Raw genomic sequence first — 16,924 nt, forward strand, 5'->3', positions numbered from 1 at the left:
TGCAGCTGCTGTGAGAAGGACGCGTTTGCGGAGGAGGGGGAGCTTGGCCCGGTCGAACATCTGGCGTTTGATCATCTTGATGTTTATGTGGAATCTGATTTGTCAAGATCATTGGCAGTGCCGGCGACTGCTGGCCCGCAGTTGGAGGGAAGGTGAAGGAGGACCAGGGCAACAGCGTCACGCGGGTTGTCAGTCTCTCCGATGTCCGCTGGTCCGTGCGGTGAGCGGGTCTTCCACCAGGTGACGCGGTATTTCCCGTCTACGGGAGTAATCACTGGAACGTCGTGGGTGTAGGGGAATCCGGTGCAGCGGCTGAAGTTCAGCGTCCGGTGGCTGTGGAAGGGGAACAGGGCTCGCAGCTGTGGCTGGGCGTATGCAGCCTCGATGAGTCCATGGTCCACGTGCCGTGCTGTGGTGTGCCGGTAGCTCGTCCATTGGGCTTCGACTGCGTCACCGCGCTCGTGGGCTTCGGCGAGCGGACTGTAGTCGACGAACGGGCAGGCGGACTTTAGACGTGCCAAGGTGGTGCCGGACTGCCAAGCACCGATGGCCGATACGACAGCGTCCAAGCTGGTCGTCGTGCCCTTGGCCATCATGACGCCGCGTTCCCAGAAGTTCACGATGAAGGCGCGCTCTGCGATGCCGAGGAGAACGTTGGTCGTCCGGCTGTCACCGTCTACGCGGGCTCCGGACCGCCACCAGCCTGGCGCGCGTTCGGGGAGTACGTCCAGCCCGTGTCCGGCTTGGTGAACGGCCGTCTGCAGGACGCTCTGGAGCGTTTCGTTCCGACCGAGTTCGGGATAGATGCTGGCCAAGTCATCCGTGTCGGGGCTAGGTGTCACGATTCCTCCTTTCGCCGATGCACTCCGGGTGCGGTCGGCCCTTTGGCACTTCCCGACGGCGTGCTGCGTCGGACTTCGACGAGAGGAAGCAACGCGGCGTTTGGGGGTATTCCGATCTGGCGGGGCGTCGGGCCAGCCGGGGTGGGGACATCGGCCAGACGCGCGAGGAGCTTGTCCAAGGCGGTCTGGCCGTCATCAACGGCCTGGCGTTCGTCGTCGGTCAGCGGGATGGTGACGAGCATGCGCTGAAGATTGCCTTTGGCCTCCAGGATCTGACTCTTGGTGGAGTCCTTCGGGGTGTAGAAGTCGCACTTGGCGCACGCCATGCGGTGCTGGCACTGTTCGAAGAAGGTGTAGGTGCAGTAGCCGTGGCCGAGGTCGTAGTGCTGCCAGGGCTCACCGGCTGCGGCGGTGCCGGAAGCGACCGCGTCGCGGTCGACCAGGACCTCGATCGTGCGGACGTTCCGCTCGAAGTAGCCGGCCTCGGAATACGCTTTGGATAGGGTGTTCGGGGTGATCTTCGCGTAGTACTGGGTGGATTGCGGTGATCGGTGTCCGAGCCAGGCTTGCAGTTCAAACAACGTCATCGGTTCCTTGGCGTTGTAGAGCTGGCTGGCGATGGTGGACCGGGCCCGGTGGCTGGTGATGTTCCCGCGGATGTCGGCGTCCGGGACTCCGGCCTTGCGGCAGAGCATCGGGATGATCGTGTTGTTGATGTAGTGCGTGGAGACGCGGCGCGCCCGGATGGCGAACAGCAGGTCGACGCGCTCGCCGGTGCGGCGGTCGGTGAACTTCGGCTGATCCGGGCGGACGGCCTGCCAGGCGTCGACGGCTTGGCCGAGGATCGGGTCGACCGGCTTGGTGAAGGCGGTACCGGTCTTGTGGGGCGGGACGTCGAGGAGACAGACGGTGTCGCGGGCCAGGACCTGCTGGGAGTCACCAGTGATGGGGGTGCCGTCGTGCTGCCAACGGATGCAGCCCACCCTCAATCGGGCGATCTCGTTGCTGCGTTGTCCGGAGAACAACCAGGTCAGTGTGACCGCGCGGACCAGTTCGAAGGGATAGAACTGCCCGGCCTGAGACTGTGGGAGATCTGCGGCTTCCAGGTTCAATCCCGCCCACAGAAGCTTCGCCCAGACCTCATCGGCGATCACCCGCGGGTCGGGGCCGAGGAGGGCTGTGATGCTGCGAGGGATGGCCAGCGCGCGCAGTGGGTCGAAGCTGCGGGGCAGCCACTCCCATTCCTGGCAGTCCCTGAAAAATGTCCGCAGCGCGGTGATCTGCCCGGCCTTGGTCGCCGCTTCGAGCGGCTTGCCGAGGCGGTCTCCCAGGCCGGCCGTCCGCTGAACGCAGTCGCCGACCCTCATCCGGTCCACGGCGGCGATCCAGGTCGCGCAGGTCTGCCTCGTCCAGTACGTCGGGTCAGCGGTGTCGGGCTTTTCCGCGGCTATCCATCGGCCCACCCTGAGGAGCGCGGAGCGCATGCCGCCGCGGACGCCCGGGGTGAGCGTGGAAGTGGTGTGCCAGCGATCGACCCATTGTTCCCACGTCTTCGCGCCGCCTGTCGCCCGTGCCGAGTGGCGGCCGGTGATGGGCTGCGGAGGATCACAGAATCCGAGTTCGGCAACCGCCCGCTGTGTGGCGTGCAGGGTGTAGTGCTGCGAGCCGGCCAGCATCTTCTCGCTCCGGACCCGGTCGAACAGCAAGGTGTCGAGATCTGTCGTAGAACAGGCGAACCGGCACCAGGCGCTGCTGGATCGTGGCGTTCGCCAGCCCCGATCCCGAGTCGATCGCCACCACGTTCGCACCCCGACGGTGCGGTCGTGACGTCAACTCCTTTACATAGACGGCGATGTGGGCGCGGTTCGCGGTGACCGGGTCGACGTCCTCCCGCTCGCACATCACCAGGTACTCGGCCAGTCCGCGGGCGTAGGCGTCGATCGTCCTCGGCGCCCGGCCGAGATCAGTCCAGATCTGCAGCGCCGCCTGCTCATGCCGGCCCAGCACCGGCCACTTCTCCGTCAGCACCGTCGTGCCGTTCAAGCCATCTCCCAAGTCCGTGGTTGCACCGGGGAGACATGATCACCCCAGACAGATTCCACGTAACTTTTAGGTTGACGCGGCCTTCCACGGGCCCGGAGTTCCAGTGGGTGGTCAGGCCCTGGATGACGGCGTCCCAGTCCTTCTCCAGGCCGGTGGCGAAGGTGTGCAGGCCAGGCAAGTCTTCGGCGCGGACGGCGGTGATCCAGTCTTTAAGGTGCTGGCCGGAGCGGTTGGTGAGGATCTCTGCGAAGGTGCGGACGAGTCGGCTTGCGGCATCGAGTTCGGGGCAGCGGGCGAGGACTCCAGCGAGCTGTTGACGATCTTCATCCCGGAGCCGGTCGGGGTGGCGCATCATCCAGCCTGTGATTTGACGGACGCCTGGCAGTGCCGGCCCGACGACGCGGATGCGCTGCCTGCGGCGGGGCCGCAGGTAGTCGCTGATGGTCTGGTAATGGCCCCGGTAGCCAAGCTCTTGGAGTTCGGCGTGCAGGCGGATGGCGTTCGTGCAGCCTTCGGACCAGCGCTTATCGAGGTGGGGTTTGTAGGGGTCGAGCTGACTGGGCCGCGGTTGACGCCGTCCGGTCAGCAGATGTTCGGGCGTCTCGGCGCGGGCGGTGCGGCGGACGGTATTGGCGCCCATGTGCAGTTCCCGGGCGATCTCCCGGATGCCGTGCCCCTGGTCCAGGAGGGCATGGACGATGGTGTGCCGTTCACGGATTCGGGCTTCGATTGGGGACATCACCTTGGGTCTGCTGGCCAGGCCGGCGGTGGAGATGTTCGCGGCGCTGTCCAATTCCGTGGTGGACGGTTTGAGGCAGGTGTTGTGCCGGCGAACGCTGGTTTCAACCGCGGTGCCGAGGTTCTGCCACAGGTGGAAGCGGTCTGCGACCTGCACTGCTTGTGGTGCACCCATGCGGGCGCCATAGGCGTAGGAGCCACCGCGGTCACGGCAGATGACCTCCACGCCGGGGTGCTTGCGCAGCCAGTTCGCCAGCGCCTTCGCATCCCGGCCCGGCAGCAGATCAAGAGGCTGGCCGGTAGCGCAGTCGATGATCACGGTGCCGTAGTGCTGTCCGCGACGGGTCGCGAAGTCATCGACGCCCAGCACTCTCGGCTCCGGCCAATGCGGGTCGGGCAGGTCCATCACCAGCCGTAACAGCGTCGTCCGGCTGACGACACTGCCCAGCACCACAGCCAACCGACTCCCCGCCCGGCCCGCGAGAGCCACGGCCACCGCTTCCTGAACCCGACGTGACGCCGGGGTCCGTCTCCCGTATCGAACGGTCAGCCCCTCGACCTGTTCGACGAACGTGCGCCGCGGGCAGGCAGTGTTCTCGCAGTACAGCCGGCGCACGGCCAGCTCGACCAGTACCGGATGGCCGCCGACCGGGGTATCCACCAGCCGCCGCCCGTACGTGCTGTGCATCCGGCCCGACCGAACCGAGCAATCCGGGCACGGCACACTACGGCCCCGCGTCCTGGCCGAAACTCGAACCGTCCCACACTCAAGGAACACCCGCTCCACCAGCACCGCGCTGAAGTGCGGAAACAGCACAGCTATGAGGTCATCACACCGCACCACGCTCCCACATGACGCGACGTCACAAGACTCAAACCCCGGTGATCATCCTCACGGAAAGTGTGCCTGATCCGGCTTCTCGACCCTGCTCGTCGTCACTGGTCCGCACCGAGGCACGATGTGGTTCGACGGCCGCGCGACCTGTGACCAGATCCTTGCGTTCAACCTTGACGGTCGGCCCGTGTCGTTCACGGACTGGCTCGGTCGGAGTTCCACGGATCTGCTCGACTGGTGAACGCGCCGAGCCGACACCTGGCCAGTTCAGGAGCGGTCAGATCAATCGCGGGTCAGGTCGTCAGACATCGAGTGCCGAAGCGTGGCCTGGCACACGGCCCATCCGTTCGCCGACGCCCCGACGGCGGAGAAGCTGTGCACCAGCCAGTGGCAGAACCGGCTCCCGGTCCTCGACGACCACACGGAACAGAACCGACGGGGTCAGATGGCGGCGGATTCGTCGACGACGGCGCGGGCGAGGCGGATGCCGCCCAGGTAGCCGGAGATGTCGCCATCGCCGTGCATGTGGGGCGCGTCCCGGATCCACTCCCGCCACAGGCCACCCTCCCGGAGGAAGCGTGTGGCCCGGTCGCCCTGCAGGACGGAGTCGGTGTACGCCAGGGCGCCCATGGCCGTCGGCTGGTCGTAGGCGAGGTCGGGCCGGCGCAGGTAGCGGTCCAGGTAAGCGGCGAGCAGGTCGGCGTCCCGGGCCGTGCCGAAACTCGCCAGCGCCACGCAGTAGGCCCCACCCGCGCAGCACACCTCGCTCTCAAGGAGCAGCGCTCCCAGACGCTCGCGGAAGTGGTCACGGCGCGAAACGGCGGCGAGCCATGCCGCAGTGCGCCGCTCTCGCCAGCTGCCTTCCAAGAGGGCGGTGAGCTCGGCATCGGAAACAGCTCGGGCATCAGCGGCCAGAGCTTGAACGAACGGCTCGTACTCCTCCCGCGGCATACGAAGCACCCTTCCGCCGAGCTTCAGATAGCGGCGCTCGGGAAGGCAGTAGCGGCGGTACAGGGCCTGTACCTCAGGGTCGCAGCGAATCACCGACTACTTCCTCCTTTTGCAACGAGAACTCACTGAGGGCGTGCGTCCCGGCTGGGTGTCATACGGGTAGGGCCGTACCGGCCCGGTTCAGTCCTCGGCCGGTTTCACGGCCCACGCGTCGATCTCGATCCGGAAAGCGGGGTTGACCAGCCCGACCACCTGGACGAGCGAGCAGGCAGGCGGGCACGTCGGATCCTGATGCTCGTCACGCACCCGCCGGAAGGCCGCCAGGTCCTGAAGATCGGTCAGGTAGACGGTCAGCTTGACGACCTGCTGAAGACCGGAACCAGCCGCCTGCAGAGCAGTGGCCAGGTTCGCGTACACCTGACGCGTCTGCGCCTCCGCATCCCCCTCACCCACCAGCCGTCCGTCGCCGTCCACCGGGACCTGGCCGGACACGGCGACGAGTTCTCCCGTGCATGACACCGCGTGGCTGTAGCCGTTCACCGGAGGGCTTCCCTCAGGTCGCACGAAATGCTGCATCGCCCCTCCACTTCCCTACGTGAAGGACTCACGATCAAGGAACGATCCGCCATGGTCAACCGTCTTCTTGCTCTTTCACAGGGCCGGACGGGCCCTGCGCATGGTGGTCCCACAGCGACAGACTGTGTCTGAGCCTCACATGACAGAACGACTGATGCGTTGGAGCAGGTCATGGCCGACGCGCAGAGTTGCTCACGCACATCAACGCCGCAGCGTTCAGAAGGTCCAGAGACGTTCAGCGTCCCGGACCCGGTCCTGGTACAGCGGTGGAGTTCGCGCCGGACGCTGTCGATGGGACGGACGCGGCGATCTGAGCGCTGTGACGAAGGAAGGACGCCCACTTGGTGACGGCCTGGAGTAGGTTCGCACATGCCAGGGCGGTCCACAGGCCGGGCAACCCGGCCGTGTCGGCGACCGGGACCGAGAGCACGGCCAGGATCCCGAACCAGATCGCGGTGGACACCAGACTCGGTCCGGTGCGTTTGAGCCCGACAAGGCCGAAGCCCGTCACTGCTTGCAAGGCGTCGGTGACCACCACTGCCAGGATCAGCGGCAACAGCCGGATCACCTGGTTCTCCAGTGTCGGGGTCCTGGTGAACAACCCCACCATCGGGTCTCGCAGCATGAACAGGACGGTCCCCAATACGGTGACTGCGCACAGAGCCACTCGGATCCCGGCCCATACGCTGCGCCGGATGCGCGCGGCGTCCCTGGCGTCGGCGTATTCGGCGATCAGCGGGACCGTGGCCTGGCCGACCGCGACCGCCGTGGTGAAGATGATGTTCACCAGCGATTCGGACAGGCTGTGCACGGCGGCGCTGTCGGTGCTGATCCGGGCGGCCGCGAAGGTCAGTACTCCGAGCACCGAGAACTTGACCAGTACGGTTCCGCCGAGTGGAAGTCCTACTCGGGCCAGGCGCACTATCTGGCGCAGATCCGGCTGGCCGGGTCGTATCCGCCGGCCGGCCAGCACCGTGCGGTGGCGCAGCGTGTACTGGTTCAGGATGGTGCTGACCAGGCTGGAGGCGAGCATGGCCAGGCCCGCACCGGTCAGCCCATAACTCGGCAGCGGTCCCGGGCCTCCGACGAGCAGCGCCGAGAGTGTCACTGAAGCCGCGGTGCCCACCAAGCCGGACCGCATCACCTGAGCGGAGTGGCCCAGGGCGACCAGCACGGATGTCGCCGACTGACCGACCGCGATCACCAGGACGCTGCTCGCCAGCATCCACGGGAATGTCCCCAGCTGGGCGAGGACAGCGGGTCGAACTCCGAACATTCCGCCGAGCAGCGGCACCGCTGCCACCGCCGCCGCACACACCCCACCCACGGCGAACGACAGCCACATGCCGCTGCGCACCAGCGGCAGCAGCTCACCGGGGGTGCTTCGATGCGGCGCGATGAACGGCATCACCCCGCGGAGCGCACCCGCCACGGTGGCAGTAGCCGGGCTGAAGACGGCCATCGTCACGGCGAAGGCGGCCAGTGAGAGGGTGGCGTGGCGGCCCAGAAGCGCGGTGTCGACGAGAGAGCCCGCCGAAGCCACGAGGGTGGTCACGTAAAGCGGCGCAGCCGCCTTGGTGATGGTCACAAATGCGCTGCGATCGCTCACACACATACATCCTGCCACCCAACTTCGCCTGGCCGCACATCAGTTGTCCAGACAGCCTCGAATTTGCCGACGCGGCGGAAGGAGGACGCATGTCAGCGCTCAGCAACCCCTGAACCGTGGACGGCGGGTCGGTACACCCTTCTCTGTCGGGCGAGGCGGTCTGATGGTGCGAAGTTACGGGGTTCCAAACCGAGTTGACGGCACGCAAGGGTTTGTCCTTGGGGCCCGTGGGGGTGGCGTCCGGATGACCGGGAAGGTCGGCAGTGTGACCTGGCAGCGCTACGACGAGCTGGTCAAGCTGGGGCGGGACTGGGTCGAGAAAGCGGTCACCCGCGGCGAGGATTACGTGGACGAGCAGCTTCAGGAGTTGCTGAAGGGTGCGGGCGAGTAGCGATGGGGTGGGGCCCGCTCACGTCCACGTCGAAGCTGTCCTGTTCGCCCTGCTGGAGGACCGTCGTACCGGCTCGACGATCGTCCAGTTGACGGCGGCCACCGAGCGCACCCACGCGCAGGTCCGCACCGCTGGCTCGCTCACCTGCGCAAGGTCGCCGCCGAGAAAGGGCTTCTGCCGGTGACCCGGGACAAGACGTGGCCCGCACAGGCGGGCCCGCCGGTGATTCCACCGCCCAGGTACGCGCGAAGGTGGGTCCTCCGCGACGTCTCAGGCGGCCTGCGCGTCGTCCAGTGCGCCGTTCGGGTTGAGGACGTACTTGCGTGCAGCGCCCTGGTCGAACTCCGCGTAGCCGCGGGGCGCGTCGTCCAGGCTGATCACGGTGGCGTTGACCGCCTTCGCGATCTGCACCCGGTCGTTCAGGATCGCCATCATGAGTCTGCGGTGGTAGCGCATCACCGGGCACTGGCCCGTGGTGAAGGCGAGGCTCTTGGCCCAGCCGAGACCCAGTCGCATCTTCAGCGTTCCGCTGCGGGCGTCGTCGTCGACGCCACCGGGGTCGTCGGTGACGTACAGCCCGGGGATGCCGACGGCGCCGCCGGCACGGGTGACGCCCATGACGGAGTTCAGCACGGTCGCGGGCGCCTCGCCGGCGTCGGGACCGTGCCCGCGCGCCTCGAAGCCGACCGCGTCGACCGCGGCGTCGACCTCCGGCACGCCGAGGATGTCGGCGATCTGGTCCTCGACGGAGCCCTGGGAGACGTCCACCGTCTCACAGCCGAAGGCGCGCGCCTGTGCCAGTCGCTCGGGGTTGAGATCGCCGACGATGACCACCGCGGCGCCCAGCAGCAGCGCCGATGCCGCCGCGGCCAGACCGACGGGTCCGGCGCCCGCGACGTAGACGGTCGAACCGACCCCCGTGCCGGCCGTGACCGCGCCGTGGAAGCCGGTCGGGAAGATGTCCGACAGCATGGTCAGGTCGAGCAGTTTCTCGCGTGCCTGGTCGGGGTCGGGGAACTTCAGGAGGTTGAAGTCCGCATAGGGGACCATGACGTACTCGGCCTGGCCACCGACCCAGCCGCCCATGTCGACGTATCCGTAGGCCGCGCCCGGGCGGGCCGGGTTCACGTGCAGGCAGATGCCGGTCTTGCCGTCCTTGCAGTTGCGGCATCGTCCGCACGCGATGTTGAACGGTACGGAGACGACGTCGCCGACGTCGATGTACTCGACGTCCGGTCCCTTCTCGATGACCTCGCCGGTGATCTCGTGCCCGAGGACCAGCCCCTCGGGAGCCGTGGTGCGTCCCCGCACCATGTGCTGGTCGCTGCCGCAGATGTTGGTGGCGAGGATCTTGAGGATGACCCCGTGAGGGCACTTGCGGCCGATGTTCGCGGGCGCCACCCCCGGTCCGTCCTGGAGTTCGAGTTTCGGGAAGTCGGTGGCCCTGACCTCGACCGTTCCTGGCCTGATGTACGCGACTGCCCTGTTCGCGCTCATGCGTGTTCGCCGTCCCTTCGGCTCCACGGGTGTGCCAGAGGGCTGAGCACAGGGCGGAGTCTGCTCCCCACGCCACCACCCACCTACTAGCTTCTCGCGACGAAGCGCCGTCGCAACCCAGCACTCTCCGGAACGACTCGGTCACCCGGCCGCCCCTCGCGCGGACCGCCCGCCGACCCGGGGCCCAAGGGCGGAACAGGCCCGCGCCGGCACGCCCCGCTCCACCGGTGAGCGGGGCCTCGCGGACCCCTGCGGGCCCTGCGGACCTCAGTGGGCGCTGCCCGCCCGACCGCCCCGCTCTCCGCTCCTCGATTTCAGAGCATGATGAGCAGACGCGTATTCGGCTTGAGCTTTCTGTTCACGGAACGGCTCTGCACGTACACCTCCAGTTTCGGGTTGTTCCCCGCCTTCACGGAGACGGTTCCCTGGATTCCGGTACCGAACAGAAGACTGCGTGCCGCATCACCGGTATAGGCGCGGTCGGTGTCCTTCTCGACCACGATGACTTCCTTGTTCTGCTGCACCTGGGCGCGGGCGCCCAGTTGGTAGTAACAAGCGCCGCGTTCGTACGACACGCCAGGATGCGAGTTGACGAAGGGGCGGATCTCGATCTCCTTGTCGACCTTCAGGAGCCGGTATTTGTCGGCCGGTATCGGTTCGAGATTCGCCCGGACCTGGTCGACCGATATGTCCTGGCCGACGGCGAACAGGTTCTTCGTGCCGCGCACGCCCTGCTCCCGCCCGCGCAGGAAGCTGGTGGCGGCCGCGCGCACGGTGCCGATCGCCTCCTCGACGCCCTTCTGGGAATCCGCGTCCCAGATGGCGATGTTGCCGGCCGGGAAGCCGTAGTTCTGGGCGGTGCGCTTGGCCAGGGAGTTCGGAACGAGGATCGCGGAGGTCCAGTGGCCCGGAAGGCCGCCCATCTTCGCCGTGATCCTGTCCAGCCAGGGGCCGAGGATGGTCATGTCGCCGTCGTGCCGCCTGTCGCCGCCGGAGGCGTTCTCCTCACCGTCCGTCACGACGATCTGGAGGAAGCTGTGCTCGCCGTACTCCTCCCAGATGTGCCCCAGGTCGTCCAGGGATTTCAGCGAGGCCTCGATGAGGGCCGTGGCGCCATTGTTCACCTGGTACAGACCCCGCATGGACGGCAGATGCTTCACGTCCATGTCCCACACCAGGTTCTCGACCCGGTGGTCGAAGGAATAAAGACTGATCCGCGTCTCATGGCCGAGGCTGTCCGACTCGGCCTTCAGCCCCGCCACGAATTCGTCGACGACCCGGACGAGTTGGTTCTGGTGCGGGCGCATGGAACCCGAACAGTCCACCACCAGCGCGACGTGATTCACCTTGTGCTGAATCCTGTTTGCGGACACGTCTGTGCTCCCCCTCCGAAGTTCCCCGAGTGATGTCTTCACTGTATGGGGAGGCACTGACAATGCCCTTCGGCGCTCGATCACCCGCCTGTGGACAGGAGGGTGTCTTGCCATCACGTGTTGAGCCATCACATGTCTGTCCGTCACATCCCCGCCGTCACATGTCCCGCCGACACATCCTCGGCAGCCGCGTGCCCGGAGTCAGAAGTCACCCCCGGGACGGTCACCCGCAAGACGGCTGCCCGCGCCCCTCCATAGGGCGACCCGAGCGCCTGTCCCGGCCGCCGGTCTCAGGCGGAGCTCTTGCGCCGGTAGGCACGCGCGGCGCGTATGCGGTCGCCGCACCGCACCGAGCACCACTGGCGAGCGCCGTGGGTGCGCAGGTAGAACCGGCTGCACGGGGCGGCGGCGCAGGCGGCGATCCGGGACGCGTCGGGTCCGCACAGCAACTCGGCGGTGTCGGCCGCCAGCGCGGCCAGCAGGGAGTCGGTCAGCTCGTCCACCGGATGCGTGACGACGCGATGCAGACCTCGCTCGCGGTCCCACGCGATCAAGGTCGCGCTGGGTGCGGCCTTGATCGCCGCGTTCACCGCGGTGATGGAGTCCTCGGGCGGTTCCGAAGCCCCCGCTGTCGCGGAGAGGAGCCGGCGCACGTGGTGCCGCAGGGTCCTGAGCCGCGCGGTGCACGGGTCTCCGAGTGCGGCCCCCTGTCCGATGAGACCGTTGTCCGCCAGCCATGACGAGGCTCTCTCGCGATCGGCGAGGAGATCGCGTGTCCCCCCGCTGAACACCTGCCACGTGTTGGCCAGGGCGATCCCCGCGTGTTCCGCACTGCCCGGTGCGGGCGGCAGCGGCCGCCCCTTCTCCTTCTCCTCCGACATCACCCTCTCATGCTATCGGCTTGCCTTTGCCGTGAGGAGAGGCCTACGGTTGCATCACGGACGATTCTTGATTTCTCCGTGAGGGAAGGGTTGTGCATGTCTCCCGACGATCAGTTCGAGGCCCGTGTCCTCGGTGGCCCCACCGTGCTCATCGAGTACGGCGGACTCCGGCTGCTGACCGATCCGACCTTCGACGACCCCCAGGACTACGAGGTCGGCCCCGACCGCTACCTGACGAAGACCGCGGCGTCGGCCATGGCACCCTCGGCGCTCGGGAGCCTCGACGCGGTCCTGCTCTCCCACGACCAGCACCCCGACAACCTCGACCGGGCAGGCCGGGCCCTGCTGCCCACGGTGCCGGCGGTCTTCACCACCGAGAGCGGCGCCCGTCGTCTCGGAGGCAACGCCGTGGGCATGGCCCCATGGCAGGAGCAGCGCCTCGAGCGCCCCGGCGGGGGCACCGTGACCCTCACCGCGGTCCCCGCACGACACGGCCCCGCGGGCTGCGAGCCCGTCACCGGGGACGTCATCGGATTCGTCCTCAGCGCCCCCGATCTGCCGACGGTCTACATCAGCGGCGACAACGCGTCCCTCGACCTCGTGCAGGAGATCGCGACGCGCTTCCCCTCCATCGACTTCGCCGTCCTCTTCGCCGGTGCCGTCCGTACGCCCCTGCTCGACGGGGCCCTGCTCACCCTCGACGGCGAACAGGCCGCACAGGCCGCCGGGATCCTCGGCGCACGCCGCGTCATCCCTGCCCACGTGGACAGTTGGGCCCACTTCACCGAAGGCCGCGAGCAGTTCGACTCGGCCTTCGCCAAGGCCGGCCTGGCCTCGCTGCTGCGCCCCTGAGCCCGCTCGCGGACTTCGTGGCCGGACACGCCCTCCGACGGTCCCGAACCGCCCGCCTCCGGACCGTCTACCGCCGCACCCGTCCGGCCGACACGGTCCGGCCGGCGGCGTCCAACGGCGGCGGCCAACGACGCTTCTGTCCACGGCCCGGTGAAGAGGAGCACTCGGCGCTCACGCAGTGTCCACCGACGTTAATTCGCTTGACCCGGTCCGTACGGTGTTCGGGTGAAGGACAGTCAGATCAACGAACTCCGTGACGTGTACGACGCCCAACTCCGTGGTGTCAACGCGCCTGGCGGCAGCGCCCGCGTCGAGAAGGACGGCCCGTTGACCCGCGTCGTCGGCTGGCACCGCGGCTTCGTCACCGGTCCCCGTGACCTCGGTGTGTACGGGGCGGAACTCGACGCGCTCATCACGCGCCAGCGTGACTTCTACGCCGCCCGAGGCGAGGCGGTCGAATGGAAGACCCGTGCCCATGACCTGCCCGCCGACCTCACCGACCGGCTCGCGGCGGCCGGTTTCGTCGCCGAGGACAGCGAAACGGTGCTCATCGGGAGGTCTGCCGACCTTGCTGCCGCCCCTGCACTGCCCGACGGCGTGACCCTCCGCCGGGTCACCGCGGGAGCAGACCTTCAGCGCATCGCCGCCATGGAGAGCAAGGTCTGGGGTGAGGACTGGAGTTGGCTCGCCGACGACCTGACCGCCCGGATCGAGAACTCGCCCGAGGGCACCGTCGTCCTCGTCGCCGAGGCAGGCGGCCAAGTCGTCAGCGCCGCCTGGCTGGTGTTCAAGGACGGCGTCGACTTCGCCGGCCTCTGGGGCGGTTCGACGCTCGAGGAATGGCGCGGGAAGGGCATCTACCGAGCCATGGTTGCTTGCCGGGCCCAAATCGCCGCCGCGCGCGCGGTCCCCTACGTCTACGTCGACGCCTCGGCCGACAGCGCTCCGATCCTCACCCGCCTCGGCCTGGAAGCGGTCACCACGACGACGCCGTACGTCTGGTCGCCCTGAGCCCGGCCGGCCTTCGCTCCGACTGCTCGGCCCGGGCCCCGCTGCCGCCCGGGCAGCACTCCACGCCTCCCGTAGCCGCCCGACGCCACCCGCGGCGTTCGGCCGGGCTGTCGCGGCCGGACCGGCTCGACCGGCTCGCTTCGCGCCCTCTCCTGGACAGAGCAAGCGCCACCCCGTCGCGCGCGTCCCCGGCACACCGCCCGCGTGGGGCATGAAACCGGGGCTCACGGGTGTTTCTCCCACAGTCGTCGGACGCACGGGTGCGGTGACCGGACGGCACGACAACGGAGCGCTCACGACGGGGGGATCCGCCATGGCGGAACAGGCGCTGTGGACCAGGGCGAGACTCGGCCGCTGCGGGCCGCCTCTCGACCTGCTGACCGCGAACTTCCGGCAGCACGTCTACGCCCCGCACGCGCACGAGGAGTACACCGTCGGCGTCTGCGTCGGCGGCTCCGAGGTCATCGCCTACCGAGGCGGCCACATACGCACCGGTCCCGGCACGATCGTCGTCCTCGAACCGGGTGAGCCGCACACCGGCGGCCCCGGCAACCCCACCGACGGCTACGCCTACCGCGCCCTCTACGCCGAACCGTCGCTCCTCGCCGACGGCCTCCGCCCCGCAGGCAACCTGGCCGGCGGCCTGCCGCACTTCCGCGAGCCGCTCATCCACGACCCCGCACTCGCCGCCGCGTTCAGCCACGCCCACACCGACCTCAGCGGCTGCCCCGACCCGCTGGAGGCCGAGTCCCGGCTGCCCTGGCTGCTGACCGCTCTGGCCCAGCGCCACGCCACGGCCCGGCCGGCCGACGCACTGGTCCCCGGCGCCGCAGTGATCGCCCGCACGGTCCGCGACCGCCTCGCCGACGAACTCACCGCCCCACCGGCCCTCGCCACCCTGGCCGCCGAACTCGGTCTGTCCCGCTACCAGTTGCTGCGAGCCTTCCGCACGACGATGGGCCTACCCCCCTACGCCTGGCTCGCCCAGCACCGGGTGGCCCGTGCCCGCGTCCTGCTCGCCTCCGGACTGCGCCCCGCCGAGGTCGCGTCCCTCGTCGGCTTCGCCGACCAGGCGCATCTGACCCGGTGGTTCCGCCGTGTGCTCGGGGTGACCCCCGCGGTCTACCGCAACAGCGTTCAAGACTCGGGCCGCTGAGCGCGACGACACTCGTCCCATGACTGCACGCGGCTGGTTTCTGTTCTCCCTCATGGGAGTGGTCTGGGGCATCCCCTATCTGATGATCAAGGTGGCGGTGGACGCGGTGTCCCCGCCCGTGGTGGTGTTCACCCGCTGTGCCCTGGGCGCCGTCCTGCTTCTGCCGTTCGCCCTCCGCCAGGGCGGACTGCCCGGGACGGTACGGGTCCACTGGCGCCCCATGCTGGCCTTCGCCGTGCTGGAGATCATGGGCCCCTGGTTCACCCTGACCGATGCCGAACAGCATCTGTCCAGTTCCACGGCCGGCCTGCTGATCGCGGGGGTGCCGATCGTCGGCCTCCTCGCCTCCCGCCTCTTCGTACGAGGGGACGCGGAACGCCTGGGCGCACGGCGCCTCGCGGGCCTCGCGCTCGGTCTCGGGGGAGTGGCGGTCCTCACCGTGCCGCACCTCACCGGCGGCGACGCCCGTTCGCTGGCCGAGGTCCTGCTGACGGTCGTCGGCTACGCCACCGCCCCCCTGATAGTCGTCCGCCGCCTGAAGGACGTACCGTCCCTGCACCTGACGGCCGCCTGTCTCACGCTCGCGGCACTGGTCTACGCCCCGGCGGCGTTCCTCACCCGCCCCGCCGCCATGCCCTCCGCGTCCGTGCTCGCCTCACTGGCGGGGCTGGGAGTGATCTGCACGGCTGTCGCCTTCGTGGCCTTCCTGGAACTGATCAAGGAGGCCGGCCCGACCCGCGCCACGGTCATCACCTACGTCAACCCGGCTGTGGCGGTCGCGGCGGGCGCGCTCTTCCTGCACGAAGACCTGACCCCCGGCGTCCTGGCCGCCTTCGCCCTGATCCTCACCGGCTCGGTCCTCGCCACCGCCGCCGGTCCGCGCCGGATCCCACGCCCGGTGCGGTGGCCGGTACGACGAGCGGGCGCGGCCGCCGGCCGTGTCGAGTCCCCCTGAACGAGGCTCCCGCCCCTCCACCGAAGACCCGGTCCCTCGTCACCACCCGGCCGAACCAGCCGGATCCACCGGATGCGACCTCGTACGACGCGCTGCCCGAAGCCTGCTCCGGACAGCGCGTCGGAGCCGCCCACGACGCCCCGTAAGGGACGGACCCCTAGCGCTTTATGCCCACGCCCGCCAGCAGGCTGATCTCGGCGTCCGTGGGCTCGTTGCCGTCGGCCGGGCCGGCGGGACGCCAGCGGTGGCAGCACACGATGCCGGGCTCGATCAGGTCGAGTCCGTCGAAGAACTGCCGGACGTCGCCGTGCGAACGGAACCGCACCGGGGAGCCGGACTTGGTGTAGACCTCCGCGACCTTGTTCCAGGTGGCGGGGTCGAAGTCGGGCGTGCAGTGGTTCATGGCGAGGGCGCTGCCCACCGGGAGCGGTTCGAGCAGCCGGCGGACGATGGCGTACGGGTCGTGCGGGTCGGTGATGAAGTGCATCAGCGCGTTGAGGGACAGGGCGATGGGCTGGTCGAAGTCCAGCACCTCCGCGGCCTCGACGGCGCTCATCAGCGCGTCGGGGTCCCTGACATCGGCTTCCACATAAGCGGTGCGGCCCTGGACCGTGCTGCGCATGAGGCGTTCGGCGTACTTCAGGACGAGGGGGTCGTTGTCGGCGTATACGACGCGGGCGTCGACCGCGACGGACTGGGCGATCTGATGCAGGTTGGGCTCGGTCGGGATGCCCGTGCCGATGTCGAGCCACTGGCGGATGCCGTGCTCCTGCGCCAGCACCCGGGTCGCCCGCTGCATGAACGCCCGGTTCTCGCGAGCGGTGACATAGATGCCGGGATGGGCCTCGGCGGCCACCAGGGCCGCCTTCTTGTCTATCTCGAAGTGGTCCTTGCCACCGAGAAAGTAGTCGTACATCCGGGCCGAGTGCGCCTTGCTGGTGTCCAGATCTCGGCCGACCTGCCTGGTGGTCATGCTCTCCCCTTCATCCGTGTGTCTGTCGGCCCGCAGGCCAGGAACGGGAACGGCGTCTCCGGTCCATCCGTCCACCGCAGGTCTTTCCGCGACCAACTGATCGGCCATGCTGCCCTCGGCCCCGCGGACCGGCGCGTCGATCGCTTCCGGCGCTTCTGCCGGTCCCTCGGCGAGGCTCCGCCACCGAGCGGCGCGCCAGGTGCCCGATGGCCGAGGACGGTGCGCAGGGCTGTCGGCGTGC

The 16,924-nt window shown here is 68.6% G+C and carries 17 protein-coding genes; 5 read left to right on the plus strand and 12 right to left on the minus strand.

Annotated features, from left to right (window positions below):
- Positions 1–83 precede the first annotated feature (83 nt).
- From ACIPRD_RS31300 to ACIPRD_RS31330, 7 genes are all read right to left on the minus strand, one after another.
- Complete coding sequence (locus ACIPRD_RS31300; RefSeq protein ID WP_401567946.1) at positions 84–842, minus strand: DUF6193 family natural product biosynthesis protein; 759 nt, start codon at positions 840–842, stop codon at positions 84–86.
- A complete protein-coding gene (locus tag ACIPRD_RS31305) occupies positions 839–2,518 on the minus strand; it encodes a tyrosine-type recombinase/integrase (protein ID WP_401567949.1) in 1,680 nt (559 codons plus the stop codon). The genes ACIPRD_RS31300 and ACIPRD_RS31305 overlap by 4 nt, the downstream gene beginning before the upstream one ends.
- Complete coding sequence (locus ACIPRD_RS31310) at positions 2,448–2,885, minus strand: hypothetical protein (RefSeq protein ID WP_401567951.1); 438 nt, start codon at positions 2,883–2,885, stop codon at positions 2,448–2,450. The genes ACIPRD_RS31305 and ACIPRD_RS31310 overlap by 71 nt, the downstream gene beginning before the upstream one ends.
- Positions 2,833–4,467 carry an ISL3 family transposase gene (locus ACIPRD_RS31315; protein WP_401567954.1) on the minus strand — a complete coding sequence of 545 codons (1,635 nt, stop codon included), beginning with the start codon at positions 4,465–4,467 and terminating at the stop codon, positions 2,833–2,835. Before ACIPRD_RS31315 ends, ACIPRD_RS31310 begins: the two co-directional genes overlap by 53 nt.
- Positions 4,468–4,899: 432 nt before the next feature.
- A complete protein-coding gene (locus ACIPRD_RS31320; protein ID WP_401567956.1) occupies positions 4,900–5,502 on the minus strand; it encodes a DUF6000 family protein in 603 nt (200 codons plus the stop codon).
- 87 nt (positions 5,503–5,589) lie between these two features.
- Complete coding sequence (locus ACIPRD_RS31325; RefSeq protein ID WP_401567958.1) at positions 5,590–5,949, minus strand: RidA family protein; 360 nt, start codon at positions 5,947–5,949, stop codon at positions 5,590–5,592.
- Between the two features lie 271 nt (positions 5,950–6,220).
- Complete coding sequence (locus ACIPRD_RS31330; RefSeq protein WP_401567961.1) at positions 6,221–7,594, minus strand: MATE family efflux transporter; 1,374 nt, start codon at positions 7,592–7,594, stop codon at positions 6,221–6,223.
- A 244-nt stretch (positions 7,595–7,838) separates the two neighbouring features.
- Here ACIPRD_RS31330 and ACIPRD_RS31335 point away from each other — a divergent pair, with 244 nt between their 5' ends.
- Positions 7,839–7,985, plus strand: a complete 147-nt coding sequence (locus tag ACIPRD_RS31335; RefSeq protein WP_401567963.1) for a hypothetical protein — start codon at positions 7,839–7,841, stop codon at positions 7,983–7,985.
- Positions 7,986–8,003: 18 nt separating this feature from the next.
- On the opposite strand, the gene ACIPRD_RS31340 is transcribed toward ACIPRD_RS31335, so the two are convergent.
- The 4 genes from ACIPRD_RS31340 to ACIPRD_RS31355 all read right to left on the minus strand — a co-directional run bounded on the left by ACIPRD_RS31340 (position 8,004) and on the right by ACIPRD_RS31355 (position 11,736).
- The gene (locus tag ACIPRD_RS31340) at positions 8,004–8,129 is read right to left on the minus strand and encodes a hypothetical protein (RefSeq protein ID WP_401567965.1); all 126 of its coding nucleotides are present in this window, start codon (positions 8,127–8,129) and stop codon (positions 8,004–8,006) included.
- Between the two features lie 126 nt (positions 8,130–8,255).
- A complete protein-coding gene (fdhA, locus tag ACIPRD_RS31345) occupies positions 8,256–9,482 on the minus strand; it encodes a formaldehyde dehydrogenase, glutathione-independent (RefSeq protein ID WP_356410814.1) in 1,227 nt (408 codons plus the stop codon).
- A gap of 314 nt (positions 9,483–9,796) precedes the next feature.
- Complete coding sequence (locus tag ACIPRD_RS31350) at positions 9,797–10,855, minus strand: vWA domain-containing protein (protein WP_356410817.1); 1,059 nt, start codon at positions 10,853–10,855, stop codon at positions 9,797–9,799.
- Between the two features lie 290 nt (positions 10,856–11,145).
- On the minus strand, positions 11,146–11,736 hold the full coding sequence (locus ACIPRD_RS31355; protein ID WP_401567969.1) for an ABATE domain-containing protein: 591 nt from the start codon (positions 11,734–11,736) through the stop codon (positions 11,146–11,148).
- Positions 11,737–11,832: 96 nt separating this feature from the next.
- On the opposite strand from ACIPRD_RS31355, the gene ACIPRD_RS31360 reads away from it, so the two are divergent.
- From ACIPRD_RS31360 to ACIPRD_RS31375, 4 genes are all read left to right on the plus strand, one after another.
- Positions 11,833–12,588, plus strand: a complete 756-nt coding sequence (locus ACIPRD_RS31360) for an MBL fold metallo-hydrolase (protein WP_401567971.1) — start codon at positions 11,833–11,835, stop codon at positions 12,586–12,588.
- A gap of 225 nt (positions 12,589–12,813) precedes the next feature.
- On the plus strand, positions 12,814–13,599 hold the full coding sequence (locus ACIPRD_RS31365; protein ID WP_401567973.1) for a GNAT family N-acetyltransferase: 786 nt from the start codon (positions 12,814–12,816) through the stop codon (positions 13,597–13,599).
- Positions 13,600–13,912: 313 nt separating this feature from the next.
- Positions 13,913–14,755: an AraC family transcriptional regulator gene (locus ACIPRD_RS31370; protein ID WP_401567976.1), complete on the plus strand. Its 843-nt coding sequence runs from the start codon at positions 13,913–13,915 to the stop codon at positions 14,753–14,755.
- 19 nt (positions 14,756–14,774) lie between these two features.
- The gene (locus tag ACIPRD_RS31375; protein ID WP_401567978.1) at positions 14,775–15,710 is read left to right on the plus strand and encodes a DMT family transporter; all 936 of its coding nucleotides are present in this window, start codon (positions 14,775–14,777) and stop codon (positions 15,708–15,710) included.
- 157 nt (positions 15,711–15,867) lie between these two features.
- On the opposite strand, the gene ACIPRD_RS31380 is transcribed toward ACIPRD_RS31375, so the two are convergent.
- On the minus strand, positions 15,868–16,683 hold the full coding sequence (locus tag ACIPRD_RS31380; protein WP_356410832.1) for an SAM-dependent methyltransferase: 816 nt from the start codon (positions 16,681–16,683) through the stop codon (positions 15,868–15,870).
- Between the last annotated feature and the right edge of the window lie 241 nt (positions 16,684–16,924).

The sequence above is a fragment of the Streptomyces sp. NPDC090108 genome (assembly GCF_044747185.1).
Lineage (GTDB): Bacteria > Actinomycetota > Actinomycetes > Streptomycetales > Streptomycetaceae > Streptomyces.

Excerpts from the sequence above, each read along its gene's own strand:
- ACIPRD_RS31375 (WP_401567978.1), top strand. The coding sequence starts at position 14,775 with ATGACTGCACGCGGCTGGTTTCTGTTCTCCCTCATGGGAGTGGTCTGG.
- fdhA (WP_356410814.1), bottom strand. The coding sequence starts at position 9,482 with ATGAGCGCGAACAGGGCAGTCGCGTACATCAGGCCAGGAACGGTCGAG.
- ACIPRD_RS31380 (WP_356410832.1), bottom strand. The coding sequence starts at position 16,683 with ATGACCACCAGGCAGGTCGGCCGAGATCTGGACACCAGCAAGGCGCAC.
- ACIPRD_RS31305 (WP_401567949.1), bottom strand. The coding sequence starts at position 2,518 with ATGCTGGCCGGCTCGCAGCACTACACCCTGCACGCCACACAGCGGGCG.
- ACIPRD_RS31370 (WP_401567976.1), top strand. The coding sequence starts at position 13,913 with ATGGCGGAACAGGCGCTGTGGACCAGGGCGAGACTCGGCCGCTGCGGG.
- ACIPRD_RS31360 (WP_401567971.1), top strand. The coding sequence starts at position 11,833 with ATGTCTCCCGACGATCAGTTCGAGGCCCGTGTCCTCGGTGGCCCCACC.
- ACIPRD_RS31335 (WP_401567963.1), top strand. The coding sequence starts at position 7,839 with ATGACCGGGAAGGTCGGCAGTGTGACCTGGCAGCGCTACGACGAGCTG.
- ACIPRD_RS31355 (WP_401567969.1), bottom strand. The coding sequence starts at position 11,736 with ATGTCGGAGGAGAAGGAGAAGGGGCGGCCGCTGCCGCCCGCACCGGGC.